Annotated in this window: 25 protein-coding genes; 12 read left to right on the top strand and 13 right to left on the bottom strand. The window is 68.6% G+C overall.

Translation table 11 applies throughout. The annotated features are described in order from the left end of the window. Positions 1-10: 10 nt before the first annotated feature. Together AC3ANP_RS06180 and AC3ANP_RS06185 are read left to right on the top strand one after the other, a co-directional pair. Entirely contained in the window at positions 11-844 is an 834-nt protein-coding gene (locus AC3ANP_RS06180; RefSeq protein ID WP_488332453.1) for a serine/threonine-protein kinase, read from the top strand. 140 nt (positions 845-984) lie between these two features. After that, on the top strand, positions 985-1,818 hold the full coding sequence (locus AC3ANP_RS06185) for a putative protein N(5)-glutamine methyltransferase (RefSeq protein WP_488332454.1): 834 nt from the start codon (positions 985-987) through the stop codon (positions 1,816-1,818). A gap of 20 nt (positions 1,819-1,838) precedes the next feature. On the opposite strand, the gene AC3ANP_RS06190 is transcribed toward AC3ANP_RS06185, so the two are convergent. The 4 genes from AC3ANP_RS06190 to AC3ANP_RS06205 all read right to left on the bottom strand — a co-directional run bounded on the left by AC3ANP_RS06190 (position 1,839) and on the right by AC3ANP_RS06205 (position 4,179). Then, positions 1,839-2,372, bottom strand: coding sequence for a hypothetical protein (locus tag AC3ANP_RS06190; protein WP_488332455.1), 534 nt, complete (start codon positions 2,370-2,372; stop codon positions 1,839-1,841). Positions 2,373-2,480: 108 nt separating this feature from the next. After that, positions 2,481-2,744, bottom strand: a complete 264-nt coding sequence (locus tag AC3ANP_RS06195; protein ID WP_488332456.1) for a GlsB/YeaQ/YmgE family stress response membrane protein — start codon at positions 2,742-2,744, stop codon at positions 2,481-2,483. Between the two features lie 276 nt (positions 2,745-3,020). Beyond that, positions 3,021-3,230 carry a dodecin gene (locus AC3ANP_RS06200; protein WP_488332457.1) on the bottom strand — a complete coding sequence of 70 codons (210 nt, stop codon included), beginning with the start codon at positions 3,228-3,230 and terminating at the stop codon, positions 3,021-3,023. 97 nt (positions 3,231-3,327) lie between these two features. After that, positions 3,328-4,179, bottom strand: a complete 852-nt coding sequence (locus tag AC3ANP_RS06205) for an SGNH/GDSL hydrolase family protein (RefSeq protein WP_488332458.1) — start codon at positions 4,177-4,179, stop codon at positions 3,328-3,330. Between the two features lie 184 nt (positions 4,180-4,363). On the opposite strand from AC3ANP_RS06205, the gene AC3ANP_RS06210 reads away from it, so the two are divergent. The 3 genes from AC3ANP_RS06210 (at position 4,364) to AC3ANP_RS06220 (ending at position 6,288) form a co-directional block, all read left to right on the top strand. Then, a complete protein-coding gene (locus AC3ANP_RS06210; RefSeq protein ID WP_488332459.1) occupies positions 4,364-4,708 on the top strand; it encodes a GNAT family N-acetyltransferase in 345 nt (114 codons plus the stop codon). Between the two features lie 81 nt (positions 4,709-4,789). Beyond that, complete coding sequence (locus AC3ANP_RS06215; RefSeq protein ID WP_488332460.1) at positions 4,790-5,470, top strand: hypothetical protein; 681 nt, start codon at positions 4,790-4,792, stop codon at positions 5,468-5,470. Between the two features lie 29 nt (positions 5,471-5,499). Beyond that, a complete protein-coding gene (locus tag AC3ANP_RS06220) occupies positions 5,500-6,288 on the top strand; it encodes an SDR family NAD(P)-dependent oxidoreductase (protein ID WP_488332461.1) in 789 nt (262 codons plus the stop codon). 155 nt (positions 6,289-6,443) lie between these two features. Here AC3ANP_RS06220 and AC3ANP_RS06225 read toward each other — a convergent pair whose 3' ends face one another. Continuing rightward, positions 6,444-8,030 carry an MFS transporter gene (locus AC3ANP_RS06225; RefSeq protein ID WP_488332462.1) on the bottom strand — a complete coding sequence of 529 codons (1,587 nt, stop codon included), beginning with the start codon at positions 8,028-8,030 and terminating at the stop codon, positions 6,444-6,446. Positions 8,031-8,410: 380 nt separating this feature from the next. On the opposite strand from AC3ANP_RS06225, the gene AC3ANP_RS06230 reads away from it, so the two are divergent. After that, entirely contained in the window at positions 8,411-8,668 is a 258-nt protein-coding gene (locus tag AC3ANP_RS06230; RefSeq protein WP_488332463.1) for a hypothetical protein, read from the top strand. Between the two features lie 81 nt (positions 8,669-8,749). Here AC3ANP_RS06230 and AC3ANP_RS06235 read toward each other — a convergent pair whose 3' ends face one another. Next, positions 8,750-9,745 (bottom strand): LacI family DNA-binding transcriptional regulator, encoded by a 996-nt coding sequence (locus AC3ANP_RS06235; RefSeq protein ID WP_488332986.1) that lies wholly within the window; start codon positions 9,743-9,745, stop codon positions 8,750-8,752. Between the two features lie 277 nt (positions 9,746-10,022). Here AC3ANP_RS06235 and uriH point away from each other — a divergent pair, with 277 nt between their 5' ends. The 3 genes from uriH to AC3ANP_RS06250 are packed head-to-tail and all read left to right on the top strand — an operon-like array spanning position 10,023 to position 13,359. After that, the gene (gene uriH / locus AC3ANP_RS06240) at positions 10,023-10,988 is read left to right on the top strand and encodes a uridine-preferring nucleoside hydrolase UriH (protein ID WP_488332464.1); all 966 of its coding nucleotides are present in this window, start codon (positions 10,023-10,025) and stop codon (positions 10,986-10,988) included. A gap of 50 nt (positions 10,989-11,038) precedes the next feature. After that, positions 11,039-12,409, top strand: a complete 1,371-nt coding sequence (gene uriT / locus AC3ANP_RS06245; RefSeq protein ID WP_488332987.1) for a uridine transporter UriT — start codon at positions 11,039-11,041, stop codon at positions 12,407-12,409. 2 nt (positions 12,410-12,411) lie between these two features. Beyond that, positions 12,412-13,359, top strand: coding sequence for a ribokinase (locus AC3ANP_RS06250; protein ID WP_488332465.1), 948 nt, complete (start codon positions 12,412-12,414; stop codon positions 13,357-13,359). Positions 13,360-13,399: 40 nt separating this feature from the next. Here the strand turns inward: AC3ANP_RS06250 and AC3ANP_RS06255 are convergent, their stop codons facing one another. After that, positions 13,400-15,952: an ATP-dependent DNA ligase gene (locus AC3ANP_RS06255; RefSeq protein WP_488332466.1), complete on the bottom strand. Its 2,553-nt coding sequence runs from the start codon at positions 15,950-15,952 to the stop codon at positions 13,400-13,402. 40 nt (positions 15,953-15,992) lie between these two features. On the opposite strand from AC3ANP_RS06255, the gene ku reads away from it, so the two are divergent. Then, on the top strand, positions 15,993-17,102 hold the full coding sequence (gene ku / locus AC3ANP_RS06260; RefSeq protein ID WP_488332467.1) for a non-homologous end joining protein Ku: 1,110 nt from the start codon (positions 15,993-15,995) through the stop codon (positions 17,100-17,102). Positions 17,103-17,160: 58 nt separating this feature from the next. Here the strand turns inward: ku and AC3ANP_RS06265 are convergent, their stop codons facing one another. From AC3ANP_RS06265 to AC3ANP_RS06290, 6 genes are all read right to left on the bottom strand, one after another. Next, positions 17,161-17,448, bottom strand: a complete 288-nt coding sequence (locus AC3ANP_RS06265) for a DUF7218 family protein (RefSeq protein ID WP_488332468.1) — start codon at positions 17,446-17,448, stop codon at positions 17,161-17,163. A 752-nt stretch (positions 17,449-18,200) separates the two neighbouring features. After that, positions 18,201-18,482, bottom strand: coding sequence for an HPr family phosphocarrier protein (locus tag AC3ANP_RS06270; RefSeq protein ID WP_488332469.1), 282 nt, complete (start codon positions 18,480-18,482; stop codon positions 18,201-18,203). A 60-nt stretch (positions 18,483-18,542) separates the two neighbouring features. Further along, positions 18,543-20,597 carry a PTS fructose transporter subunit IIABC gene (locus tag AC3ANP_RS06275; RefSeq protein ID WP_488332470.1) on the bottom strand — a complete coding sequence of 685 codons (2,055 nt, stop codon included), beginning with the start codon at positions 20,595-20,597 and terminating at the stop codon, positions 18,543-18,545. A gap of 2 nt (positions 20,598-20,599) precedes the next feature. Beyond that, positions 20,600-21,589 carry a 1-phosphofructokinase family hexose kinase gene (locus AC3ANP_RS06280; RefSeq protein WP_488332471.1) on the bottom strand — a complete coding sequence of 330 codons (990 nt, stop codon included), beginning with the start codon at positions 21,587-21,589 and terminating at the stop codon, positions 20,600-20,602. Next, complete coding sequence (locus AC3ANP_RS06285) at positions 21,586-22,437, bottom strand: DeoR/GlpR family DNA-binding transcription regulator (protein ID WP_488332472.1); 852 nt, start codon at positions 22,435-22,437, stop codon at positions 21,586-21,588. Before AC3ANP_RS06285 ends, AC3ANP_RS06280 begins: the two co-directional genes overlap by 4 nt. An 854-nt stretch (positions 22,438-23,291) precedes the next feature. Continuing rightward, positions 23,292-23,549, bottom strand: a complete 258-nt coding sequence (locus tag AC3ANP_RS06290) for a DUF6458 family protein (RefSeq protein WP_488332473.1) — start codon at positions 23,547-23,549, stop codon at positions 23,292-23,294. Positions 23,550-23,807: 258 nt separating this feature from the next. Between AC3ANP_RS06290 and AC3ANP_RS06295 the strand changes: the two genes are divergently transcribed. Next, positions 23,808-24,425, top strand: a complete 618-nt coding sequence (locus AC3ANP_RS06295) for an alpha/beta hydrolase (RefSeq protein ID WP_488332474.1) — start codon at positions 23,808-23,810, stop codon at positions 24,423-24,425. Positions 24,426-24,948: 523 nt separating this feature from the next. Continuing rightward, positions 24,949-25,689, top strand: a complete 741-nt coding sequence (locus AC3ANP_RS06300; RefSeq protein WP_488332475.1) for an HAD family hydrolase — start codon at positions 24,949-24,951, stop codon at positions 25,687-25,689. The last annotated feature ends 29 nt before the right edge of the window (positions 25,690-25,718 follow it).

A 25,718-nucleotide genomic window follows, 5' to 3' on the forward strand; every position in this document is an offset into this window, starting at 1 on the left:
GGTCCTGTCCTTGCCCGACGGACCCGGTGCGAGGTTCAAGGTGCATGAGCTGCTGGGCAGGGGAGCCACCGCCACGGTGTTCCGCGGTACTGACCTGCTCGATGACCGCCCGGTCGCCATCAAGGTGGCCGAGGGCCCGCGCGAAAAGGATGCCAGCCGGATCCACGCCGAGGCCCGGGTACTCGCCGGGCTGGACCACCCTGCGGTGGTCCGCTTCATCGCCGCCGGCACGGTCCCGGCCGGCGGCCTGTGGGCCGGGAGGCCGTTCCTGGTTGAAGAATTTGCTTACGGCGGAAGCCTCGCGGAGCGGATCCGCAAGGGTGCCTCGGCTCCGCCCGAGGTGGCGGGCTGGGCGGCCGCTGCCCTCTCCGGCCTCGCGCATGTGCACGAGCGGGGCTTGGTGCACCGCGACATCAAACCGGCGAACATCTTGCTGAGTGAACTCCGGCGGTGCTCCGTGCGGCTGGCCGACTTCGGCATCGCAACTCCGGCCGGCACTGCCCCGGAGCCGGGTGAATCCTCCGGCACGGTGCACTATATGAGCCCCGAGCAGGCTTCAGGATTGCCGCTCCAGGCGGCAACGGACGTCTACGCCCTGGGGCTGGTGCTGCTCGAATGCCTGACCGGTGAAAAGGCGTACCCCGGCACCCCGGTGGAGTCGCTTGTGGCGCGCACGCTGCGGAGCCCTGAGGTTCCCGGCGGGCTGGGGGCGGGCTGGGTTGCGCTGCTCAAGGCGATGACGGCAATGGATCCGAAGGACCGGCCGAGCGCTGCTGCTGCCCGGAAGCTGGCCGCGAGGCTGGCGACGGGCCGAGACCATCCGGGGCTCCGCCTGGTCGGTTAGCCCACGGCGGCCCGGCCACAGCCCGGCGCCCTGGGACACAAACCCGGCGCCTGGTAAACCCGGTGCCGGCCCCGTCGCTTGGATAGCATGGGATTTCCAGCATCCCGACGCCGGCGGGTCCGTCGGAAAGGGCAACGACCATGCAGCCTTCCGCGCCATCTCCTCGCGCCTCATCGCGGGCACAGCTGATTGACCGGCTGCGGCGCGCCGGCTGCGTGTTCGCCGAGGACGAGGCGGCGCTCCTCCTCGCGGCCGCCTCCAATGCTGCGGAGCTCGAGGTCTTGGTCCGTCAACGCGTCTCCGGACTGCCGCTGGAGCACGTCCTCGGCTGGGCGGAATTTTGCGGTCAGCGCCTCGCCGTGGTGCCCGGGGTGTTCGTGCCGCGCCGTCGTACCGAGTACCTGGTCCGCAGGGCGGTGCGGATCCTCAGGGCGCGTGAGCCGCAACCGCAGCCGGTCGTGGTTGACCTTTGTTGCGGCTCCGGCGCGGTTGGCGCCGCGCTTGCGGCACTGGCCGGGCCGCTGGAGCTGCACGCTGCCGACGTCGATGCCGCGGCGGCCGACTGCGCGCGCCGCAACGTGGCAAAGGCGGGGGGAGAGGTTCATCTGGGCGACCTGTACGATGCGCTGCCGCGCCGGCTCCTGGGCCGGGTGGATCTGCTGGCGGTCAACGCCCCCTATGTGCCGTCGGGAATGATTGCGACGATGCCGCCGGAGGCGCGTCTGCACGAGCCGCTGGCTTCCCTGGACGGCGGGCCCGACGGCTTGGCCTTGCAGCGGCGGGTAGCCGCCTCGGCGCCGCTATGGCTGGCACCGGGCGGCTACCTCCTCATGGAAACGAGCCCCCGGCAGGCCGGGGAGACACTACGGATCCTCGCCGAGAGCGGTCTTCCCGGCCGCGTGTTCCGCTCCCGCAAGCGCGGGGCCACGGTGGCCGTTGGCCGGAGCCCGCCCGCCGGCGGGCTCCCTTGCTGAGCCGGCGGTGCCCGCTCCGGTCAGTGCTTGTCCGGGTCGACCTTGGTGGCGGGACCGGCCGGGGTAGCGCCACCCTCGTCTGACCAGTCCTGCCCGACCTCATCATTCAGGGCAGGATCGGATGCCAGGTCGGCAATCACGCCCCCGTCGGCGTCGGTGGTGGAGTCCTGGGGCGCTTTCGGGCCGCCGGACGTGCCCAGATTTGCCGTCTCGGGGTGGGTGCTGTGTGCGGGCACCGCACCCGCAGCCGGAGAACCGCCGGCCTCCGGGGATGCCGGGGTGTCCGTCGCGGATCCGGCAGTTGCATGGTTCCGGTGGACCGCGGAACCGATCACAGTTCCCGCCCGGCGCGCGGCCTCGGTCAGCTGGCTGGAAACCTCCGGAGCCTTGTCTTTAACCACTTCCGTAGCGGCGGCCACCTTGTCCTGGACAGGCTGGCTGTCCCAAAAGCCGGCCGCCCTGGTCTTTAGTTTTTCGTACGCTGCCCGCCCTGAACGGGATCCGAGGACGAAGCCTGCCGCGAGACCGGTGCCGAAAAGAAATTTGCCTTTCATGCTGTTCTCCTTCTCTTGCTGCTTTGGATGTCGGAGCGGAAAAATGTGGTCCGATGCCAAAAGCCGGTCCCGGGAAACCCCCGGAACCGGCCTTAGACAGGTTCGGCTTTAGCGGGCCGAACGCTTGGTGATCATGCCGTAAATCAGGAGGACAATGATCGCGCCGACGATGGCCAGCAGCCACGTCGTCAGCGAGAAGAACTCCTGCAGTCCGGTGCCGAAGAGCAAGCCGCCAATCCAGCCGCCCAGGAGGGCGCCCACGACGCCGAGCAGCAGGGTGATGAAAATGCCACCGCCCTGACGTCCCGGCAGGATTGCCTTAGCAATTGCACCAGCAATAAGACCCAGAATCAGAAATGCGAAAAAACCCATGGTGTTGGCCCTTCTCTTTCATTGAGGAGACACCCGGGTTGCCGGGTGCGCTTCATCCTTCTGCCTAGATACTAATCATGCTTACTATCAAAATGCCACTTGAGACGCGCGAAAGTCGAGAAAAATGCGACAGTTCACGAAGAATTTGCCGCCGTACGGGCAGTAATTAGCGCTCCCCGTGCGGGGCCAAGGGGCGTGGGCAGGGTAAACGAAGCGCGAGCGGGACAGGAGCCTGGGGCAGGGCCGGCGGCCCAGGCGCCCGGGGCTCCTCCGGCGTCAGCGCTCCAGCCGGAACCCGAGCTTTATCGTCACCTGCCAGTCGACTACCTGGCCGTTCTCGAGGTGACCGCGGATCTCCTTGACTTCGAACCAGTCGAGGTTCCGCAGCGTCTTGGCGGCTTCGGAGACGCCGTTGCGGACGGCGGCGTCCACGCCGTCGGTTGAGGTGCCGACAATTTCAGAAATGCTGTACGTGTGGTTAGGCACATTCGCTCCTCGGGATGGTCGGATGTCTTCAGGGCCGGCTGGAGGCCGTCCGGACAGGCTAGCGGAGAGGTCCCGGCCGCACTAGGGCCACAACGCATCAGGCCGGTGCAGCGCCGCCGGACGAGCCGTGCACCGGCCCTGCTTCGGGCCGCTTGGCGGCCGGCGGAAGGTCTCCGCCGCGGGGCCGGACCCGCTGAATCATCCACGGCAGCAGGTAGTGGGTTGCCCAGGCCAGGTCGCCGGCCCGTGTCTGCCGCCAGCTTCCGGCCGGCAGCGGCTTGGGTTGCAGCGGTTTCAGGCTGTGCGGAACCTGCAGCGTGTCTAGCACCATCGCCGCAATGAGTTGGTGGCCGAGCGGAGAGAAATGCAGGCGGTCCGGGGCCCACATCCGGGGGTCGCCCAACTGGCGGAGCGCCCAGAGGTCCGCGATGACGCCGTGATGCCGGACCGCGATGGTCCGGATGTTTTCGTTGAAGACGGCCACCTTGCCGCGGATGTGCCCAAAAAGCGGTGTCTCGCCCCAGTCCGGGCCGGTAAAAAGCACCACCAGCGCGCCGGTGGCGGAAAGCGCCGCCACCGCCTCGTCCAGGCCTGCCGCCAACCGGTCCGGATCGCGCCGGTGGAATACCAGGTCGTTGCCGCCTGCTGACAGCGTGACCAGGTCCGGCTTCAGGGCGATCGCGTGCGCAAGTTGCTGGTCGACGATCTGTTGCAGCACCAAGCCGCTGATGGCCAGGTTGGCATAGGAGAAGTCGGGGCGGGCTACGCTGAATTCCTCGGCAATGCGGTCCGCCCAGCCCCTCATGCCGCCCGGGCTGAGCGGGGCCGGGTCGCCGAGTCCCGCGGTGAACGAGTCGCCCAGCGCCACATAGCGCGACCACGGCACCGGCCGCCCGGCGGGGGGTCCGCCGCGGGAGATGGCCGGGTGGGTAAAGCTGGCCGGGTTCACCTTTCCAGCAATACGCCGCGGCCGGCCGCGCCGGTAGGTACTAATGTCCCGTTTCCGGCGGGATCCGGTTCTTGCGTTGGCTTGCGAAGCACCGGCCGACGCCGCCGCGCACCGTGCGCAGCCGTCGCCCGGACGGAGCCGGACGACCATTGCAACGCCCGCCGTTAAGTGCCAATGTCGAACCATGACGGAGAACGCGGTAGAAACCGGCGACGCATTCGGCACGGACGTCGCCACCACCCGCAACGATGCGCTGCACCGCTACGAGTTGCACGTCGGCGGCCAGCTTGCCGTCCAGGTGCGCTATATCGACCGGCCCGGGCATGTCGACTTCGTCCATACCGAGACGGCCGCGGCATTCCAAGGCAAAGGGTTGGCCGGGGTGCTGGTGCACTTCGCGCTGGACGACGTCGTGGCGTCGGGGAAGCGGATCATCCCGAACTGCCCCTACGTCTATCGCTATCTTCGCAAGCACGACTCCTATGGCCAGTGTGTCGACTGGCCGGAGCAGGAGCCGCCCGAAGCCTGACCGCTTGTGAGCCCGGCAACTATTCCGTATGGTTTAGCTAGAGTTATGCAGTTGGCTCACGGACTAGTTTTTGGAGTACAAGTGAACCACAAACTGCGTGTGCTTGTTCGGGTGGACATTGATCCCGCACATGTGACTCTCGAAGTCACCGGCTGTCTCACTCAGGCCAATTACCCCGCGTTGCTGCACATCATGCGGCGTGCAAGCCGTCTCGCAGCCGGCGCGGATGTCAGCATCGACCTCCACGGCGCCTCCCACCTCGACCCGGAGATTCTGCTTTATCTCCGGAATGTCGAAACCACGCAGGCCGAGAGCTTCCGGCTGCGCCTCCAGGAACCCGCCGAGCTTCCGATCTGCCTGCTCCATGTCGGGTCAAACGGAGCGGTCCTTGCCGGCCTGGCAGGTGAGCTCCCGGCAGCGGTCAACGGCCAGTTGCCCGCGGATACCGACGACATCGGCGGCGAGGACGCTCCGCCCGCCGACGCTGCCGGCGATGACGCCGGCACGTCCGAGCTGATCGACGGACTGGCGCTCTCCGAGTACTTCGAGGGGTCGCTGGACCCGGCCGCCACCGTGCAGGCGCTCTCCGACGCCGCGCTGGGCCAACTGGCCGACGCCCTGTACCGTCACCTGGACACCCCCAGTCCCTCCTTCGGCGCCCACACCTGGTACGAGCTGGCGGCCGATGAACTGCAGCACCGCTACCGGGCAGCGGAGGGTCCCGCGCAGGACGAACTCGCAGCAGGTCCGGCCCTGGCCTGAGACCACGGACCCGGCGCTAGGCTGTCCCCATGAACACGCCTGCTGCGGCTGCCCCGCCGGCCGACCAGACCGCCTTGATCACCGGCGCCACCGCGGGCCTCGGGGCAGAATTCGCCCGCCAGCTTGCCGAACAGGGATATGCCGTAATTCTCGTGGCGCGCGACACGGCCCGCCTGCAGGCGGCGGCGGCCGAACTGGAGCGGCTCTACTCGGTCAGGACCGAGGTGCTGGCCGCGGACCTGACGGACGACGGCGACGTGGCAGCCGTCGTCGAACGGCTCAGCGAGCCGGCGCGGCCAGTGGAAATCCTGGTCAACAATGCGGGCATGGGGCTGTTGCACTCCTTCACGGATAACGACATTGCCCAGGAAAAACAGCACCTCAAACTCCACGTCGAGACGGCGATGGTGTTGACGCACGCCGCCCTGCAGGGGATGCTGCGGCGGCGGTCCGGGCGGGTGGTCAACGTGGCCTCCGTGGCGGCGTTCCTGCCGCGCGGTACCTACTCGGCCGCAAAGTCGTGGCTGCTCAGCTTCAGCCGTTGGGCCAACCTTGCCTACGCCGGGCAAGGGGTGAAAGTGACAGCGGTCTGCCCAGGGCTGACGCACACCGAATTCCACGACCGGATGGGAATGGACAAAGGCGTCGCCCCGGCCTGGATGTGGTTGCGGGCGGAGCAGGTGGTCCGCGAAGGGCTGGCGGCGAACGCCAAGGGCAAGGCTTTCGTCATTCCGAGCCGGCGTTACAAAGTCCTCATCGCGGCGGCCCGGGTGCTGCCCTTCCGCCTTGTCGCCGGGCCGCCAAGGCGCCCCAAGTAGGGGCCGGCCCGGAACCGCCGAAGGCCCGCCCCGCGTTTCCTCGGGGGAAGCGCGGGACGGGCCTTTACGGGGCGGGGCGGACTGGCCATTAGGGGGCGGGCGCCGGAGTGCCGGGCCGGATTTAGGCCTGGTCCGGATTTAGGCCCGGTCCGGATTTAGGCCCGGGCCGGAACCTTACCGGCGTCGCCGTCATTCAGCTCGGCGGTCATGGGCATGTCCATGAGCTCCAGGTCGATCAGCGGGTTCTCGTCCTGGGTTGCCACCAGTTCCCGGGCCTCGGCCTGCGTGTCCACGCTCGGCATCGAGCCGGGCAGCGGCATCTTGGCCGATTCCTTGAGGAAGTAGATCGCCACGGCACCGATCGCGGAGGTGGCCATCAGGTAGTAGGCGGGCATCATGTCGTCGCCGGTGGCTGAAATGAGTGCTGCCACAATGAACGGCGTGGTGCCGCCGAAGATGGCTACCGAGAAGTTGTACGCAATGCCCATCGCACCGTAACGGCTGGCCGTCGGGAACTGGGCCGGCAGCGCGGACGCCAGGTTGGCGACATAGAACGTGACCGGGAACGCGATCAGGCCGAGGCCCACCAGCGTGGACCAGATCTCACCGATGCCGATCAGCATGAAGGCCGGGGCGGCGAGGACCACCGTGCTCAGGGCACCGATCCACAGCACCGGGCGGCGGCCGATCCGGTCGGACAGCTTGCCGGTCAGCGGAATGCAGAAGCTCATGACGACGAGCACGGGGATGGTCAGAAGCGTGCCGTGTACCGGGTCGTAGCCCTTGGATTCGGTGAGGTACGTCGGCATGTAGGACGTCAGGGCGTAGCCGGCGGTGTTGGCCGCGGCCACGAGGATCATCGCGACGATAATGGAACGCCAGTAGGCCTTGACGATGCCGACCGGGCCCTTGGAAGCGGCGGAGTCGGCGGCGGCGGCATCCTTGGCGACACCTTCCTGGGCGTCCAGGGTGGCCTGGAACTGCGGGGATTCCTCGATCTTGCTGCGGAAGTACACGGCGATCACGCCCAGCGGACCGGCCACCAGGAACGGGATCCGCCAGCCCCACTGCTCCATCGCGTCCTGGCCGAGGGTCAGCTGCAGCGCCGAGACCAGTGCGGCGCCGATCGCGAAGCCGAGGTAGCTGCCCATGTCGAGGAAGCTGGCGAAGAATCCGCGCCGCTTGTCCGGGGCGTACTCGCTCACGAAGGTGGTTGCCCCGGCGTATTCGCCGCCGGTGGAGAAGCCCTGGACGAGCTTGAACAAGACCAGCAGGACCGCGGCCCAGATGCCGATCTGGGCATAGCCCGGCAGCAGGCCAACGGCAAAGGTGCTGGCCGCCATGATCATGAGGGTTGCCGCGAGGACCTTCTGCCGGCCGACCTTGTCCCCGAGCCAGCCGAACACCACGCCGCCGAGGGGGCGGGCGATGAACGTCGCGGCGAAGGTGCCAAGCAGGAAGAGGGTCTGGACCGTCTTGTCGGCCTCGGGCAGGAAGACCGGTCCCATGGTGGTGATCAGGTAGCCGAACACGCCGACGTCGTACCACTCCATGGTGTTGCCAACGATGGTGCCGCCGAGGGCTTTCTTAAGCATGGGCTGGTCAACAACGTTGACATCGGATTCACGGAGCCGACGACGCCGCAGCTTGGTTTTCTTGGCGCCGCGGGGGGCGCCCTGGTTGGTTCCGCCGGCGCTGTAAACGCCTGCGGAAGAGTCGGTCGTGCTTCGGTCTTTGGGCATTTGCGCAACTCCTGTGGAGGTCATTTGCTTATGACGTGTAGCTGCCCCGCTCCGGGCAGGCCTTCAATTTTACGTGGTTTTTGTGGATTTTCCGATTTCGGTGCCGTATCATGCCTGTTTTTCCGGCCGAATCGGGGCGAAACCGGCTGGCTGTTTTGGCCGGTTTTGCCGCATGGTTACAGGGAAGTGGCCATGGTCCCGGTGCAGGCACCAAAATTTTTTCCGGCGCGAGCGTTTGGCGGGCCGATTTAGGCCCGAAGCGGCCCGCTACAGACAACTTTCCGGAGCCGATTTACCATGAGGGGACACTTCGTTTCACCACCATCGGCACCGTGGAAGATCGGCACCGTGGAAAATCGGCACAGCGGAAAGGAAGAGTCATGGCGGAACATCACCCCGGAGACGAAATCGAGCCGGAGGTTGCCAGCCACCTGGCCGCACACATGGACGAGGCCCCCGGCCCGGAACCTGCACGCAACCCGCCGCCCGCGGCTGCCGAGGGCCGGCAGTGGCCGGACGGCAGCGGCAAGCACCGCCACCCTAAGGAACACGATGCCACGCACGGCCGGGCTGACCGCGAAGCAGCCGTCAACGCGGTTCACCGCACCCGCAGGCCGGGCGTCCCGCATTCGTCCTAGGCGGCGGGGTCACTGGGGAGCGGACATGTCCGGCAGCTGCCGCCGAGGTGCTGAGCTGTGGGCCTGAAGCTCGAGTCGGTGCTAGGGCAGGTCCGGCCGCCCGGTGGTGGAGGCCCGCTCCATGAGGGTGCTGGCGAGGGTCAGCTGCGGCTCGGCCAGCACTCCGCCGGTCATCAGTTCCTTCAAGGCCCGGCCGGCCTGTTCCCCAAGCGCCCCGGCGGGCAAGTGCACGCTGGTCAGGGGCGGGCTGCTGGTTGCCGAGTAGGGGAGGTCGTCGAATCCCGCCACCGCCAGCCGGCCCGGGACGGCCACGCCGGCGACCCGCGCCTCCTGCAGCACGCCGTACGCGTGCGTGTCCGTGCAGCACACGACGGCGGTGATCCCGGCGTCGCGCCAGGCAGGCCAGAAGCGCTCGAACGCGGCAGCAGCCGCGCCGACGTCGATGGGGGTGCAGGCGACGGCGTCATCGGGGACGTCGATGCCGTGCACCGCGGCCTGGGCGAGGAAGGCTTCCCGCCGCACCCGGAACGTGGCCGTTCCGCTGGTGCTGTCGAGATAGGCCACCTTGCGGTGCCCCAGCGCCGCCAGGTGGCCGGCGAGTTCGCGCGCGCCGTGGCCGACGTCGAGGTTGACCGACGGCGCATAGGCCTCGACGCCGGGAGCGTCCAGCAGCACCACGGGCGCCGTGCTGTGCAGGCGCTCCAGGAAGGCCGCGTCGGGGGCGTCCACCAGCAGCCCGGCCGGCCGCAGCGACAGCAGGGCACGGACCTCCGCGCTGCTCGGCAGCCGCCCGGGGTCACTGACGGCCAGGAGCAGCTGGTAGTCCGTCCCCAGGGCGCTGCGGACCCCTGCGATCACCTTGGCGAAGAAGGGGTTGGCGATATCGGGAGCTGCCAGAATCACCAGGTTGCTGCCACCGCGGGCCAGGGAACTGCCGATACCGTCCACGACGTAGCCGAGCTCGTCGATCGCCTGGCTCACCCGGGCGGCTTTGTCCGCCGAGACGCGGCCCTCCGTCTTGCCGTTGGCCACCAGGGACACGGTGGCAATGGAAACGCCGGCCCGGGCCGCCACCATGGCCGCTGTGACCCGCACGCCGGAAGCCCTGCCGCCGGAAGCCGCGCCGCCGGAAGCCGCTGGCGTGCCGTCGTCCGCGGCGCGGGGGACGGGGGATGAGCTGTTGTCGGACCGCATGAGTCGATGCTATCCGTCCCGCGCCGTTCCGTGCAGGAAGCGGCATCAAGCGTTTGACGCCTATGTCGTTAAGCGTTTGACGTCCGGCCGCCGCGGTGCCACACTTTTTCTATCTGACTCTGCCCGTCCCGAGTAGAGGCCCCAAAGACGTGGAGTAATCATGACTGTCCCATCCGGCCCGCCGCGCAAGATCATCCTCGACTGCGATCCCGGCCACGATGACGCCGTCGCCCTCCTGCTGGCGCACGGCAACCCGAACATCGACCTGCTGGCCGTGACAACTGTGGTCGGCAATCAGACACTGGAAAAGGTCACCCGCAATGCCCTGTCCGTGGGCACCATCGCCGGCATCACCGGTGTCCCCTTCGCCGCGGGCTGCGACCGTCCGCTGGTCCGGACCATCGAAACCGCCCCGGACATCCACGGCGACTCCGGCATGGACGGCCCCGACCAGCCCGAATCAACGATCACGCTGGACCCGCGCCACGCCGTGGACCTGATCATCGAGACCATCATGGCGCACGAACCGGGCACGGTGACCCTGGTTCCCACCGCGGGCCTGACCAACATCGCCATGGCGGCGCGCAAGGAACCCCGGATTGTCGAACGCGTCCGGGAAGTTGTCCTCATGGGCGGCGGCTACCACGTGGGCAACTGGAGCGCCGTGGCCGAATTCAACATCATCATCGATCCCGAAGCCGCCCACATCGTGTTCAACGAAAAGTGGCCGGTGGTCATGGTCGGGCTGGACCTGACCCACCAGGCGCTCGCCACCCCCGAGGTGGTCGCCCAGATCGAGGCTGTGGGCACCAAGCCGGCCAAGTTCGTGATGGAACTGATGGAGTTCTTCACCAAGACCTACAAGGACGCGCAGGGCTTCGACTATCCGCCGGTGCACGACCCCTGCGCAGTCGCCTACGTGATCGACCCGACCGTCATGACCACCCGCAAGGTTCCGGTCGACATCGAACTCACCGGCACGCTCACCCTGGGCATGACCGTGGCGGACTTCCGGGCCCCGGCCCCCGACGACTGCCACACGTCGGTGGCGGTGGACCTGGACCACGCCAAGTTCTGGAACCTGGTCACCGACGCCCTCGTGCGCATTGGAGAGGTGGAGCTGTGAGCAAGTCCCTGACCGGCACCACGACCGGCACCGCAAATGTCGCCGCCCTGATGACGGCCCTGCTGGCCGCCTGCGTGGCGTTCCAGCTCAATGCCTCCATGCTGAGCCCGGCCCTGGTCACCATGGGCCGCGAGCTCAACGCGGACCAGGCCGTGATCGGGCTGTCCCAGACCTCGTTCTTCACCGCCGCCGCGTTGTTCTCGCTCTTCCTGCCCCGGCTGAGCGACATCGTTGGGCGCAAGCGGATCCTCGTCATCATGATGGTGCTGATGGCCGCCGGCTCCGTGGTTTCCGCCCTGGCGCCGGACGTGACCTGGCTCTTCGTCGGCCGCATCATCCAGGGCGTCAGTGGCCCCACGGTCCCGCTGTGCCTGATCATGCTGCGTTCGGCGGTCAGCGAGCCGAGGAAATACGGTGTGCTGATGGGCCTGATCACAGCGGTCAACGGCGGCATTGCCGGCGTCGACTCGTTTGTGGGCGGTTTCTTCGCCGAGCACTACGGCTTCCGCAGCATCTTCTGGCTGATGGTCGGCCTGGGCGTCATCGCCACGGTCCTGATCGTCTGGCTGGCCGGCGAAAGCAAGCCCGGCGCGGGCACCAGGATGGACTGGGCCGGCGTGTTCTTCATCGTCGTGGCCGTGGGCGCCCTGCTGACAGCGCTCAACCAGGGCTCCGCGCTGCTGGCGGGCTTCTCCGCGGCAACACTGGGCTGGGCGGTGGGCCTGGCCGTAGTCGCCGCCGTGGCCTTCGCGCTGTTCTGGGCCACGGAAAAGCGTTCCACGCACCCCATGGTGGAGGTGGCGCACCTGCGCCAGCGCGCCACCTGGGCGCCGCTGCTGACCACCACGCTGACCATGACCGGAATCTTCGCCGTCATCAACGGCATTGTTCCCGCGTTCGTGCAGGCCGCGGACCCCGGCTTCGGGATCGGCGCCACCGAGATGTCGCTGCTGATCCTGACCCCGTACGCCCTGCTGGGCTGGGTCTTCGGTCCGATCAGCGGCCGGCTGGCCCCCGTCCTCGGCTACACCAAGGTGCTGCGGATCGGCATGGTGGGCTCGCTCGTGGCACTGGCCATCATCGCCTTCTTCGGGCTGCACAACCTGGGCCTGATGATCGCCGGGACCGTCCTGCTCGGCATCATGTACGCCGGCACCGTGAACATCATGCTCAACGGACTGGGCGTGGTGCTCTCACCCAAGGGCAACCCGGGGTTCCTGCCGGGCATGAACGCCGGTGCCTTTAACCTCGGCGCCGGGTTGAGCTTCCTGGTGCTGCCGGCCGTGCTGGCGGCAGCCGCCCCGGTGGGCGGTGCGGGCTCCTACCTGGTCACCGTTGTCGTGGCCCTGGTGCTCACGGCGCTGGCACTGGGCGCCTCGATGCTGATCCCGAAGCCGGTCGAGGCCGAGGTGGCGCACTGACCATGGACACAGCTGCTGATGCCAAGACGCCGCGGATCGTGGTGGTGGGTTCGCTGAACGCGGACCTCACGATCTACACCGAGCGGCTGCCGCTGCCCGGCGAAACCCTGCACGGCAACGGTTTCGCCGTGAACCCGGGCGGCAAGAGCGCCAACCAGGCCGTGGCCGCCGCCCGGCTGGGCGGTTCGGTCGCACTGATCGGCGCCGTGGGCCGGGATGCGAACGGCGCCATGCTGCTGGCCTCCACGGCCGGGGCGGGCGTGGACGTCACGCGCGTCCGGGAAGCGGATGAACCCACCGGCGTCGCGGTGATTTCAGTGGACGCCGCGGGCGAGAATTCCATCATCATCGCCGCCGGCGCCAACGGGACGCTGCAACCGGCGGATCTGGACCTGGCCGCCTTCGAAGGGGCCGCCGTCGTGGGCTTGTGCCTTGAAGTGCCGCTGCAGACCGTGCAGGCCGCGGCGCAGGCCGGGCGCGACGCCGGCGCCCGGGTGCTGCTGAACCTCTCGCCGTATGCGCCGATCCCGGACGCCCTGGCCCGGCTCACCGACGTGCTGCTGGTGAACGCCCACGAGGCTTCCGAGTTTCTTGACGGCTTCCAGATGCCTTCCCCGGAGGCTCCGGAAGCCGAGTGGGAACCGGCCGTGGCGGCGTTTGCGGCGCACGGCCTCGCGCAGGTGCTGGTGACGCTCGGTTCGCAGGGTTCCGTGGTGCTGGATTCGGCAGCCGCCGCCCCGGTGGTCCGGATTGCGCCCACCCGGGTGGACGCCGTGGACACCACCGGTGCCGGCGACGCGTTCACCGGCGCCGTGGCAGCGCGGCTCGCGGCCGGGGATTCCCTGGTGGACGCTGCCCGCTACGCCTCCGTCGCAGCGGCCATGGCGGCCACCCGCAAGGGCACCCAGACGGCCTACCCGACGGCGGCAGAGGTCAGCGACTTCCGGTAGCTCCGGCAGCCTTCCGGTGAGGGTCCGCCGCGGCGGACCCTCAGCCGTGCTCGGCGACGACGTCCGCCGGGGACTTGTCCAGCCGCCAGCCGCGCCAGACCGGATGGCGGAGCTTTCCGCTGCCGGTCCATTCACCGAACGTGACCTCGCCCACCAGCCGCGCCGACACCCAGCGGGCGTCCGAGGCGTCCTCGGCCGGCACGTCCGCGAACGGCGAGGTCTTGCGGGGGATGGCATCGAGCTGCTGGCGCAGTTCCTGGAGCTCGCGGGTGCTGAAGCCGCTGCCCACCCGGCCGACGTAGCGCAGCTTCGAACCCTCCGGAATGCCCAGCAGCAGCGAACCGACCGAGTCCCGGCGCCCGCCGTTGCCCGGCCGCCAGCCGCCGACCACCACCTCCTGGGTCTTTTCGAACTTGAGCTTGAGCCAGGACCGGCTTCGCTGCCCGACGTAGCGCCCGTCGATGCGCTTGGCCATCACGCCCTCGAGCCCCAGTTCCTGGGCGCTTTCCAGGAGGTGGCCGATGTCCGCATCGATCACCCCGGACAGGTCCACCGGACAGGGCGGGCGCGGTCCGCGGGAACGGTAGAACGCTTCGAGCCGCTCGCGCCGCTGCGCCAGCGGGCGCCGCCGGAGGTCCTCACCGCCGTCGGCCAGCAGGTCGAAGAGCATCAGGCGCACCGGCGTGGCCGCCCGTGCCCGCGCCACATCGGCGGCCTTGGTGAGCTTCATCCGCCCCTGCAGCAGCCCGAAGTCGGGCCGCCCGGAGGGGCCGACGGCGACGATCTCGCCGTCGGCCGCGAAGTCCTGCGGCGGCCAGCAGGAGCGGTCCGTGAGTTCCGGGTAGCTGGCGGACATGTCCTTGCCGTTCCGGCTGACCAGCCTGATCCGGTCCGCGTCGCCGAGCACCAGGGCCCGGACGCCGTCCCATTTCAGCTCGAACTGCCAGTCCTTGCCTGCCAGGTCCGCCCGGCTGCCGGCGCTGGCCAGCATCGGTGCGAGCCCCGCCGGCTCCGGAGCCGACGCCCCGGCGCCGGCCGCCGGACCGGGTGGGTTGCCGGCCGGCGCCCGTTCCGGCGCTGCCGCGGCCCGGGCGGTCCGGGGGTCAGCAGGTTCAGGCCGGGGGTCAGCAGGTTCGGGCCGGTCCGCAGACGGGCCCGCAGGCTCGGGCGGGTCCATCAGATGGATGAGCCATTGGTCGTTGGCCTGCCCGGTGTGGATCAGCGCGAACCGCCGCACACCGTCCAGTCCGCCGCCGTCCCTGCCGGTCAGGGTGGCGATGACTTCCTTGCCGGCGACCCATTTCTCGCACTCGTAGAAGCCGCTGTCCCAGATGCTGACGGTGCCGGCGCCGTACTGGCCCTTGGGGATGGTGCCCTCGAATTGGGCGTAGTCCATCGGGTGGTCTTCGGTTTGGACCGCCAGGTGGTTCTTGGCCTTGGACGTCGGGACGCCCTTGGGCAGTGCCCAGGACACCAGCACACCGTCCCGCTCGAGGCGGAAGTCGTAGTGCAGCCGGCTCGCGTGGTGTTCCTGGATGACGAAACTCTCCCGGCGTGTGCCGCCGTCGTTCCCGCTCAGGTGCTGCTCCGCGGTGAAAGGTTCCGGGGTGGCGGAGGCGTTCCGTTTGGTCCGGTAGGCCCTCAGCCGGGGGTCGGAGTCGCCGCCGTCGTTGGCGCCGTCCGCGTCGGCAGCGGGGTGCCGGGCGCCGCCGGAAATGACGGCAAAGGGGTCCGTGCCCTCCTCCACCCGCTGGATGACCTCCCGGTAGTCGAGCTGGTGCAGCGCCGGGGAGCCCAGCTCGGCCCAGGTGCGCGGGGCGGCCACGGTGGGCCGGAGCCGGCCGCGCAACGAGTAGGGCACGATGGTAGTTTTGGCGGCGTTGTTCTGGCTCCAGTCCACCAACACCTTGCCGGTGCGCAGCGTCTTCTTCATGTCGCTGACCGCCAGGTCCGGGTGGTCCGCCTCGAGCGCCCGGGCCAGCTCGTGGGCGAACTCCGAGACCTGGTCCGAGCTCTGGGTGCCGTCCAGTGCCGCATAGAGGTGGATGCCCTTGCTGCCGCTGGTCACGGGCACGGGCTCCAGGCCCACGTCCTGCAGGATGCCGCGGGCGAGGATGGCCACCTCCACGCACTCGGCCAGGCCCGCGCCGTCGCCGGGGTCCAGATCGAGCACCAGCCGGTCCGGCGGCAGGGCGTTGCCGTGCGAATCCACCCGCCACTGCGGCACGTGGATCTCCAGGGCCGCAATTTGGGCCAGCCAGGTGAGCGTGGCCGGATCGTTGACCAGCGGGTACTGGATGGTCCGCTCCTTGTGGGTAATGGCGGCGCGCGGCACCCACCCCGGCGTGGAGTGATCGAGGTTCTTCTGGAAGAACATTTCGCCCGGCGCCCCGGCGGTCCCCACGCCGTGGACCCAGCGCTTCCGGGTCGCCGGCCGGCCGGCGCTCGCGGGAATCAGCACCGGCGCCACCGCGGCGTAGTAGGCGATGACATCGGCCTTGGTGGTCCCGGTCTCCGGGTACATCACCTTGTCCAGGTTGGTCAGGACCAGCTCCCGGCCGTCCACCCGGACCCGTGCCTTACTCTCTGCCAAAACACTTCACCTCCGCGCGGCTCTGGTGTTCACTTGAGCCATGAGAGCCATCTGGAAAGGTGCGATAGCCTTCGGCCTGGTCAACGTCCCGGTCAAGGTCTACAGCGCCACCGAGGACCACGACATCAGCCTGCATCAGGTCCATAACGCCGACGGCGGCCGCATCCGCTACCAGCGGCGCTGCGAGATCTGCGGCAAAATCGTCGACTACGAGGACATCGACAAGGCCTACGAGGACGACGGCCGGACGGTGGTCCTCAGCCGCGACGAGCTTAAATCGATCCCCGCGGAGAACAGCCACGAGATCGAGGTGGTGCAGTTTGTGCCCGCTGAGCAGCTCGACCCGATGATGTTCGAGAAGAGCTACTACCTCGAGCCGGATGCCAAGTCGCCGAAAGCCTATGTGCTGCTGCGCCGGGCGCTGGAGGACACCGACCGGGTGGCGGTGGTCCAGTTCGCGCTGCGGGATAAAACCCGGCTGGGGGCGCTGCGGATCCGCGGCGACGTCCTGGTGCTGCAGGGACTGCTGTGGGCGGACGAGGTGCGGGAGGCGAGCTTCCCCGCACTGGAAACCAGCGTGCGGATCTCCAGCCAGGAGCGCGACATGTCGGCGGCCCTGGTGGAGTCCATGGCGGCCGACTTCGATCCGGGGCAGTTCACGGACGACTACCAGCTGCAGCTGCGGCAACTGATCGACGCGAAGATCGAGCAGGGCGAGTCGTTGGACACCGAGGAGACGTTCGGAGCGCCCGCGGCGGAAGCGGGAACCGGAGAGGTCATCGACCTGATGGATGCGCTCAAGCGCAGCATCGAGCGCAAGCGCGGTGCCGCAGCCGGCGAGGGCAGTGGGTCGGGCGCCGCCAAGAGCGCTCCGAAGACCGCTCCGAAGGGCGCGGCGAAGTCCGCTCCGAAGGGCGGGGCAAAGCCGGCGGCCAAGGCTTCCACCGCCAGGACTTCCGCTGCCAAGACCACGGCCACGAAGGCTTCCGCTGCCAAGAATTCCACCACCAGGACTTCCGCTGCCGAGACCACGGCCGGCAAGGACTCGGCACCCAAGGCCCGTGCGGCCAAGGAAACCGCGGCGTCCACGGGCCCGAAACCGGCCGCCGCAAATGCTGCTCCCTCGAAGCAGGCGCGGAAGGGCGCCTGAGCCCGCATCCTGACCGGGTGCCCCCCGATTCGATGCCAGCGGTCCCGCCGTCATCGGCTCAGGAGTTTCGCAGCGCGGAGATCAGTTCGCTTTTCTTCTTGGCTGAGAAGCCCTTGAGGCCGATCTCTTTTGCCTTGGCCTTCAGCTGCGTCACTGTCCAGTCCTCGTACGTCCCGGACTTGCCGCCCTTGTGGCCCACCGACGAGCGGCCGCGCTTGGCAGCGGCGTTCGAGATGCGGGCCGCCTTCTGCCGCGAAGCGCCGTCCTCAAGCAACGCTTCATAGAGCTCGGGATCCTTGATACTCGGACTGTCCGATCCGCGGGGCGTCCCTTTCTTCTCCGGCACGGCTAGCGTGCTCCTGCGGCAAGGTTTGCCCGCCGGTCGACGGCGCTGACTTCGGGGCCCTGCTGGGCGTATGCCACGGGTGGTCTCCTTGCTGCCGGGACTACGATCGCACGGCAACCGGGAGGTGCCGAGGTGTCAAAACTATCGGCGCCCGCGCACGGTGACAAGCATTCACATGACGGCAGCCTGGTGTCGTACTTGGGCCGGGGCTGGGTCGGGCCGGGCTGCGGGGGACCTGCTGAGGGCTGCACCACGGGACATGCCCTCCGGGTCGTCCTGCCACTGGGCATAGTATCCATATGTCCCCTCGCTGCGGCCTGGACTGGGCATGTTCCAACGGGCTGGCCGCGAAAACTGGGCATGTCCCCTCGCTGCGGCCTGGGCTGGGCATGTGCCACCGGGCTGGACGCGAAAACTGGGCATGTCCCCTCGCTGCGGCCTGGGCTGGGCATGTGCCACCGGGCTGGACGCGAAAACTGGGCATGTCCCCTCGCTGCGGCCTGGACTGGGCAGGTCCCACCGGGCTGGCCGCGAAAACTGGGCATGTCCCCTCGCTGCGGCCTGGGCTGGGCATGTCCCACCGGGCCGGCGGAGCGAACCGGGCCTTAATCAGGGAAGGCCGCGCAGCACGCCCAGGGCATGTGGGACCAGCCGGTGGCAATGGTCAAAGCCAGCGCGGAACGGGCCTAGGAACGCAGCCGGCCCGCCACCCGCAAAAGCGGGTAGCGGGCCGGCTGGCGCGGAGGGCGGGGCTATTCGGCGTCGTGGTCCGTCTCGAGGATCTGCACGAGGCGGTCCAGGGCGGCGTCGGCGCCGTCCCCCTCGGCACGCAGCACCACCACCTCACCGTGGGACGCGCCCAGGCTCATCAGCGACAGGATGCTGGCGGCGTCCATGGCCTCGTCTTCGGGTTCGCCCAGCCGGGCGATGGTGATCTCGAGGTTGTCGAACTCGCCTGCAGCCTCGGCGAAAATGGCGGCCGGACGGGCGTGGAGCCCCACGCGGCTGGCGATGGTGGCGTTACGTTCGGTCATTTCTGCTCCTTGGATTCAGCTTTGGGATGATCAGCTTGGGAAGGTCCGTCGAGGATCGGCTCAGACAGTTACGGGCACCGGTTCAACCGTATCAACGGTCTTCTTGACTGCCCAGCGCTTCAGCGCGATGACCGAGAGCGCGGTAACGACGGTGCCGACCGCAATGGCCACGATGAACATCACGAAGTTGTCGATCGCGAAGAAGACGAAGACCCCGCCGTGCGGAGCTTTCGACCCGACGCCGGCCGCCATCGAAATGGCCCCGGTGACGGCGCCGCCGAGCATGCTGGCGGGGATGACGCGCAGCGGGTCGGCGGCAGCGAACGGGATGGCGCCTTCGGAGATGAAGGACGCACCCAGCAGCCAGGCGGCCTTGCCGTTCTCCTGCTCGGCCAGGCTGAACAGTTTCTTGTTCAGCACCGTCGAGGCCAGGGCCATGGCCAGCGGCGGAACCATGCCCGCGGCCATCACGGCGGCCATGATCTCCCACGGTGCCGGGTTGTCCACGGAGGCTGCGCCGAGGCCGGCGACGGCGAAGGCGTACGCGACCTTGTTAACCGGTCCGCCGAGGTCGAAGCACATCATCAGGCCCAGGATGATGCCGAGGGCGATCGCGCCGGCGCCGGTCAGCCCGGACAGGAAGGAGCTGAGGCCCGCCGTGATGCCGGCGATCAGCCGGCCGAAGATCAGGAACATCAGCCCGGAGGCAACCAGGGAGGCCAACAGCGGGATGATGACGACCGGCATCAGGCCGCGCAGCCAGCGCGCCACCTGCAGCCGGCCAATCACGTGCGCGATGTAACCGGCGAGCAGGCCGCCGACGATGCCACCGAGGAAGCCGGCGCCCATGAACCCGGCGACTGCGCCGGCGACGAAGCCCGGCGCGATGCCCGGCCGGTCGGCGATCGCGTAGGCGATGTAGCCGGCCAGGGCCGGCACCAGGAAGCCGAGCGAGAGCGCGCCGATCTTGAACAGCACGGCGCCGAGGTAGGCGCCGAACGGACCCCACGCGTTGTCTGGATACTGCGTCGGCAGGTTGAAAATACTGTTGTCGACCACGATGGCGTCCGCGTACTTGGTGATCAGGTAGCCGCCCATCAGGAAGCCGAGCGCGATCAGCAGACCGCCGCCGGCCACGAACGGGATCATGTAGCTGACACCGGTGAGCAGGGCCTTCTTCAGCTTCGTGCCGATGTGCTCGCCCTTTTCCTCGGCCTCGTGCTCCGCCTGCTCCTCGGCGCCGAAGTGCGGCACGCGCCGGGCGTGCGGATTGTCAGCCGCGGCGAGGGCCTCCTGGACCATCTTGTCCGGCTCGTCGATGCCGCGCTTGACCGGGGCATTGATGACGGGCTTGCCGGCGAACCGCTCCTTGCCGCGGACATCGACGTCGACCGCGAAAATCACGGCGTCCGCCGCGGCGATCACGGCCGGGTCAAGGGCCTTGGCGCCGGAGGAGCCCTGGGTTTCAACCTGCAGGTCGACGCCGACCTCCTTGGCTGCCGCAACCAGCGAGTCGGCGGCCATGTAGGTGTGCGCGATGCCGGTGGGGCAGGCCGTGACAGCGACGAGCCGCTTGGCCCGCGGTGCGCCGGTGTCCGCCGGGGCGGAGTCCGCCGTGCCGGCTGCTGCCGCCGGTGCGGCTGCACTGGCGCCGGCCGCGGGCTTGTCCGCCAGGGCGCCGTCCACGAGTTCCACAACCTCGGCCGGCGTGGCGGCAGCCCGGAGCCCGGCGGTGAAGTCCTTCTTGATCAGCGACCTGGCCAGTTTGGAGAGCAGTTTAAGGTGTTCCTGGTCGGCGCCTTCGGGGGCGGCAATGAAGAAGACCAGGTCCGCCGGCCCGTCCTTGGCGCCGAAGTCCACCGGCTGCGAGAGCCGCGCCATGGCCAGCGTCGGTTCCAGGACCGCCGTCGAGCGGCAATGCGGGATGGCGATGCCGCCTGGGACGCCGGTAGCGGTCTTCGACTCGCGGGCGAAGGCGTCGGCGAAGAGCCCCTCGACTTCGGTGGCACGCCCGTTGGCCGCAACTCTGCCCGCAAGATGCCGGATCACGTCTTCGGGGGAAGTCCCTAGATTCTGGTCGAGCTCGACCAGTTCGGTAGTAATGAGCTGGGTCACTGTCAATCCTTCTTCAGGGCCGTGAGAGTAACGGCATCGGGGGTGGTTTGGTGGACTGCCGGAACGGTGGAACCAGGCAGCGAAGCAGCGGCGGCACCATGGGCCACCGCCTGACGAAGGCACTCGGCCGGGGCGGCGCCCTGGCCGGAGGCGAGCAGGTAGCCGGCCAGCGAGGAATCGCCCGCGCCCACCGTGCTGACCGCTTTGACCGGCGGATGCGTGGCGAGCCACGCGCCGTCGGCCGTGACAAGGACCGCTCCCTTCGAACCGAGGGTGGCCAGTACCGCGCCCACTCCGGAACGCACGACGGCGGCGGCGGCCGCCGCGGCAGCCCCCGGATCTGCCTCGAGTTCCTCAGGGGACTTGTCCGTGGCGAATCCGGCTGCGGCAGCCAGTTCCACCAGTTCCTCGGCGTTGGGTTTGATCAGGTCCGGTTTCCCCGACGGGTCCCCGGCGATTGCCGCGGCGAGCGGTTCGCCGGAGGAGTCGACGGCGATCCGCGGCACCTCGACGCCGTCGTCGTGCTGACTCCGCAGCCGCCGGGTGATGGTGGCGTAGAAGTCGGCCGGGACCCCGGGCGGGAGCGATCCGGCCAGGACCACCCAGCTGGCGCCGCGGGCGGAGTCGAGCAGCAGGCCGATCAGGGCTTCCTGCTGCTCGGCGTCCAAAACCGGGCCGGGCTCGTTGATCTTGGTGGTAACGCCGCCGGGTTCGGTCAGGGCCACATTGCTGCGCAGCGCGACGCCGATGGGGAGGGAGGTAAACGGCACGTCAGTGTCCCGCAGGCCGGCGAGGACCGGGTCGGCGTCGCCGCCGGGCAGGACTGCGAGCGTTTTCAGGCCGGAGGCGACGAGTGCGCGGGAGACGTTCACGCCCTTGCCGCCGGATTCCTGGCGGACGGAGACGGCGCGCTGGACTTCGCCGCGGAGCAGCGGGCCAGGCAGCGCCACGGTGCGGTCCAGGCTGGGGTTGGCGGTGAGCGTGACGATCATGCGAGCACCACCTCCACGCCCGCGTCTGCAAGGGCCGCGGCGAGTTCCGGGCTGGGATTCGAGTCTGTGATCACGGTGTCCAGATCTTTCAAGGAGGCGAACTGGACCAGCGTTTCGGCGTCCAGTTTGGAGGAATCAGCCAGCACCACAATGCGGCGCGCTGAATGGACGAAGGCGGCCTTCACAGCCGCTTCTTCAGGATCGGGAGTGCTCAGCCCGAAGGCTGCGGAGATGCCGTTGGTGCCGATGAACGCGATGTCCGGCCGGATCCGCCGGGCCGCTTCCACGGTGGACTGGCCGACCGCTGCCTGGGTCAGGCCGCGGACCTTGCCGCCGAGGAAGTGCAGGGCGATGCCCGGTTCGCCGGAGAGCCTGGCCGCAATGGGCAGCGCGTGCGTAATGACCACGAGTTCGACGTCGGCACCCGCCCCGTTGCCTTGTGTCCCGTTTGCGTGCGCGCCGGGTTTCCCGTTTCCCGGAGCCCCGGGGCCCGCTGTCCGGGCGGCGAGCAGTTCCGCGAGCGCCTCGGTGCTGGAACCGGCGTCGATCAGGATGCTGCCGGCCAGGCCCCGCGGGATGAGGGCGAGGGCTGCCTCGGCAATCCGGGTCTTCTCGGACTTCCGTTGCACCGTGCGTTCCAGGATGCTCTCTTCGGTGGTGCTGAAACGCTCCGGCGAAACCGCGCCGCCGTGGACCCGGCGGACAGTGCCGGCGGTCTCGAGGGCCGCGAGGTCGCGCCGGACCGTCTCGGTGGTGATGCTGAAGCGCTCCGCGAGGTCCGTGACGCTGGCCCGGCCGCTGGCGGCGACGAGCTCCACGATTAGCTGCTGGCGTTCCTCGGCGAACACGTGCCCTCCATTGCGTCGGTTGGTTCCGGTGGTGCGGGTATCTATTGCGGGCCTCCATTTCGGAGCGGCGGAGGCGGTGACCCCCATCACATGAAGTGGAATTGATTGACTTTATCTTTGTTCTTGTGGCTTTGTCAATGAAAAAACAACAAGAACGCAGAAACGGGTTGAGCGCGGGTTCTCTCCGGGGGTGCCGCTGCGGGGGACATGTCCAGTGGTAGGCCCAGGGAATGAGCGTTTTGGGTATATGCCCACTGGGTACCGCCGGCGCTGGGCATGTCCGGCGGTTGCCGCGGCTGGTCCGGGGTGGCTGGCGATCTCTCGGAGGGTGCTGCCCGGAGGGTGCGGGGGGCATGTCCAGTGGTAGGCGCAGGGAATGAGCGTTTTGGGTATATGCCCACTGGGTACCACGGGCGCTGGGCATGTCCGGTGGTTACCGCGGCCGGTCCGGGGTGGCTGGCGATCTCTCGGAGGGTGCTGCCCGGAGGGTGCGGGGACATGTCCAGTCGTAGGGGCAAGGACTGGGCACGTTGGGTGTATGTCCACGGGTCGCCGCCGGCGCTGGGCATGTGCGGTGGTGCCGCGGCTGGTCCGGGGTGGCTGGTGATCTCTCGGGGGTGCTGCCGGAGGGTGCTGCTCGGAGGGTGCTGCTCGGAGGGTGCTGCGGGGGACATGTCCAGTCGTAGGGGCAAGGACTGGGCACCATGGGTATATGTCCACGGGTCGCCGCCGGCGCTGGGCATGTGCGGTGGCAAGAGGGAAGGCGACAGCTTAAACGGCCGACGCCGGGCCCGGCCGCAATGGTCGGGCCCGGCGTCCGGGTCAGCTGGTGGGGCATCGCTGCCCCGGGGGGATCAAATGCCGGCGTCACGGCTTTCGTTCCGGGTGATGGTCTCGCCGGTGTTCGGATCGACCACGGAGCGGCTTTCGCTGACCCGGCGGCTGCGGCCGGGGGAGGCGAGGATCAGCGAAGCAACCAATCCGATCACGCCCACCACCATCAGGATGTAGCCGATCATGGTCTGGTCGACGTTGGGGATCAACCCGGGTGCAATCGCCCAAGCCAGGATGGCGCCCAGGGCGATCAGGAAGATGGAGGAACCGATTCTCATGTCTTGCTCCTTGTGTGTCCGGTGGGACGGATAGGTATTGCTAAGCATGCTGTCCACCGTCACGCTACAGCGAGGTATATGTCGTTTCAACCATTCCGGTACCGGCTGGCCGTAAATTTGTGCCGATCCGCCGCTTTTCGCGCGGGTTTCGGACCATGGCGGCGTTTTCAGCCCCGCGCGGCCCGGATCCGGGGTGCGCCGGTCCGGAACCGCAGCGAAAAGCCGGTCCCGCTCCGGCCGGCTGGCTAGGCTGAGGTCATGGAGACTGTCCTGTGGTCAAAGCCCGAGGCTGAGCGAGCCGGTACGCCGCTGCTGGTGCTGCTTCACGGCTACGGCAGGGACGAGACCCGGATGGCGCGTTTGTTCGACAGTCTTCCCTCCGAGTTCACCTGCGCTGCGCTCCGGGGGCCGAAGGTGATTGGCGACGGCTACGGCTGGTTTGTCCTGGATTACTTCCTCACCCACGATTTCGCCGACGTCATTACTGCCACGAATGCCGTGTTCGCGTGGATCGAGGGGGTCAGGGGCCGGCACAGCAGCGTCACCCTGCTCGGCTATTCGCAGGGCATGGCCATGGCGAGCACCCTGTTGCGGCTCCGTCCTGCGGCGTTCCGGGCGGTGGTGGGCCTGTCCGGCTTCGTGCTGGACAACGAACTGCTGGCCATGAGCGAATCCTTTGACACGGAGCCTCCGTTCTTTTGGGGGCGGGACAAGCAGGACCTCGTGATCAATGACGCCGCCACGGCCCACACCGCCGAGTGGCTGGAACGGAACACGCAACTGACCGCGCGCAGCTACCCCGGCATGGGACATTCCATTTCCGCTGCCGAACTCGTGGACGTCAGTGCCTTCCTGCGGCACTACGTCCTGCGCTGAGCGGCCCGTGCGGCTCCCCTTGCGGGCCGGTTTTGTAAGCGCTTACACTTTTAGTTGGCCAAATGTGATCGGCCCACTACTGCAGGGGGAAGAAAGGTCCAGGCACGTGTTGCATGGCTAACGCTCCGCCCGCGATAAACCAATTCCACGCCGCCGCTCCCGCGGTGGCAGCATTGCCGGCCCGCACCCGGTGCGCACCCCACCGTCGACGCCGACAGCCGCCCCCGGAGAGGCCGGGCGACGCCGGCCTGACTCGCCCTGCCGCCGCCTCCGCAGGGGTACTGCATCCTGCCGTAGGGCCGGCACGGGGGCGCCAACTTCCACTGCCGCTGCGGGTCCGCGCCGCCGACAGGACTGCCGAACCGCGTCCGCGCCAGCTCAGACTGCAATCGCACCCGGCCCGCAACTGCACGCGCCCCGGCGCCGCCCAAGCCCGCGCTTCCCGGCGCCGCCCAAGCTCAGCCTTCCCGGCGCCGCCCAGCCATCGTCTTCCACGCCAATCGTCTGAAGGGACACACGATCCATGACTGCAACCTCCAACGATGCCCCCGGCACGCTGCTTGCCGGCGCCGCAGCCATCCTTTTTGACCTTGATGGCGTCCTGACCCCCACCGCGGTAGTGCATGAACGCGCCTGGCAGGAGCTCTTCGACGGGTTCCTTAAGGCGGTGCCCGAGGCGCCGGGCTACCGCGAAAGCGACTACTTCGACCATATCGACGGCAAGCCGCGGTTCGACGGTGTCCGCGACTTCCTGGCCTCCCGGAACATCACGCTGCCGGAGGGCCCCATCGACGACGATCCTGCCCAGGACACGGTCCATGGTCTGGGCAACCGCAAGAACAAAGTGTTTAACGACATCGTCGCGGCCGGCGGCGTGAAGCCCTACGAAGGTTCCCTGCGGTTCGTCGAAGCGGCGCTTAAGCACGGGCTGAAGCTGGCCGTCGTCTCATCGTCCCGCAACGCCGTACCGGTGCTGAAGGCAGCAGGACTCTCGGACTACTTTCCGGTGGTGGTGGACGGCCTTGTGGCCGCCGCCGAAGGGTTGCCCGGCAAACCAAGCCCGGCAACCTATCAGTACGCCGCCCGCCTGCTGGGAGTTCCCAGCGAGGAGTGCGTCGTCGTTGAAGACGCCGTCTCCGGTGTCCAGGCCGGAAGCGCGGGGAGCTTCCACTCGGTCATCGGCGTGGACCGCGGCGCGGGCCGCGCGACCCTCCTGGACGCCGGTGCCACCACCGTGGTCAGTGACTTGGACGAGCTGCTCTAACCGGCGCCGCTCCGCTGCCCACCCCGCAC

Source organism: Arthrobacter sp. JB02-1C (assembly GCF_057748045.1).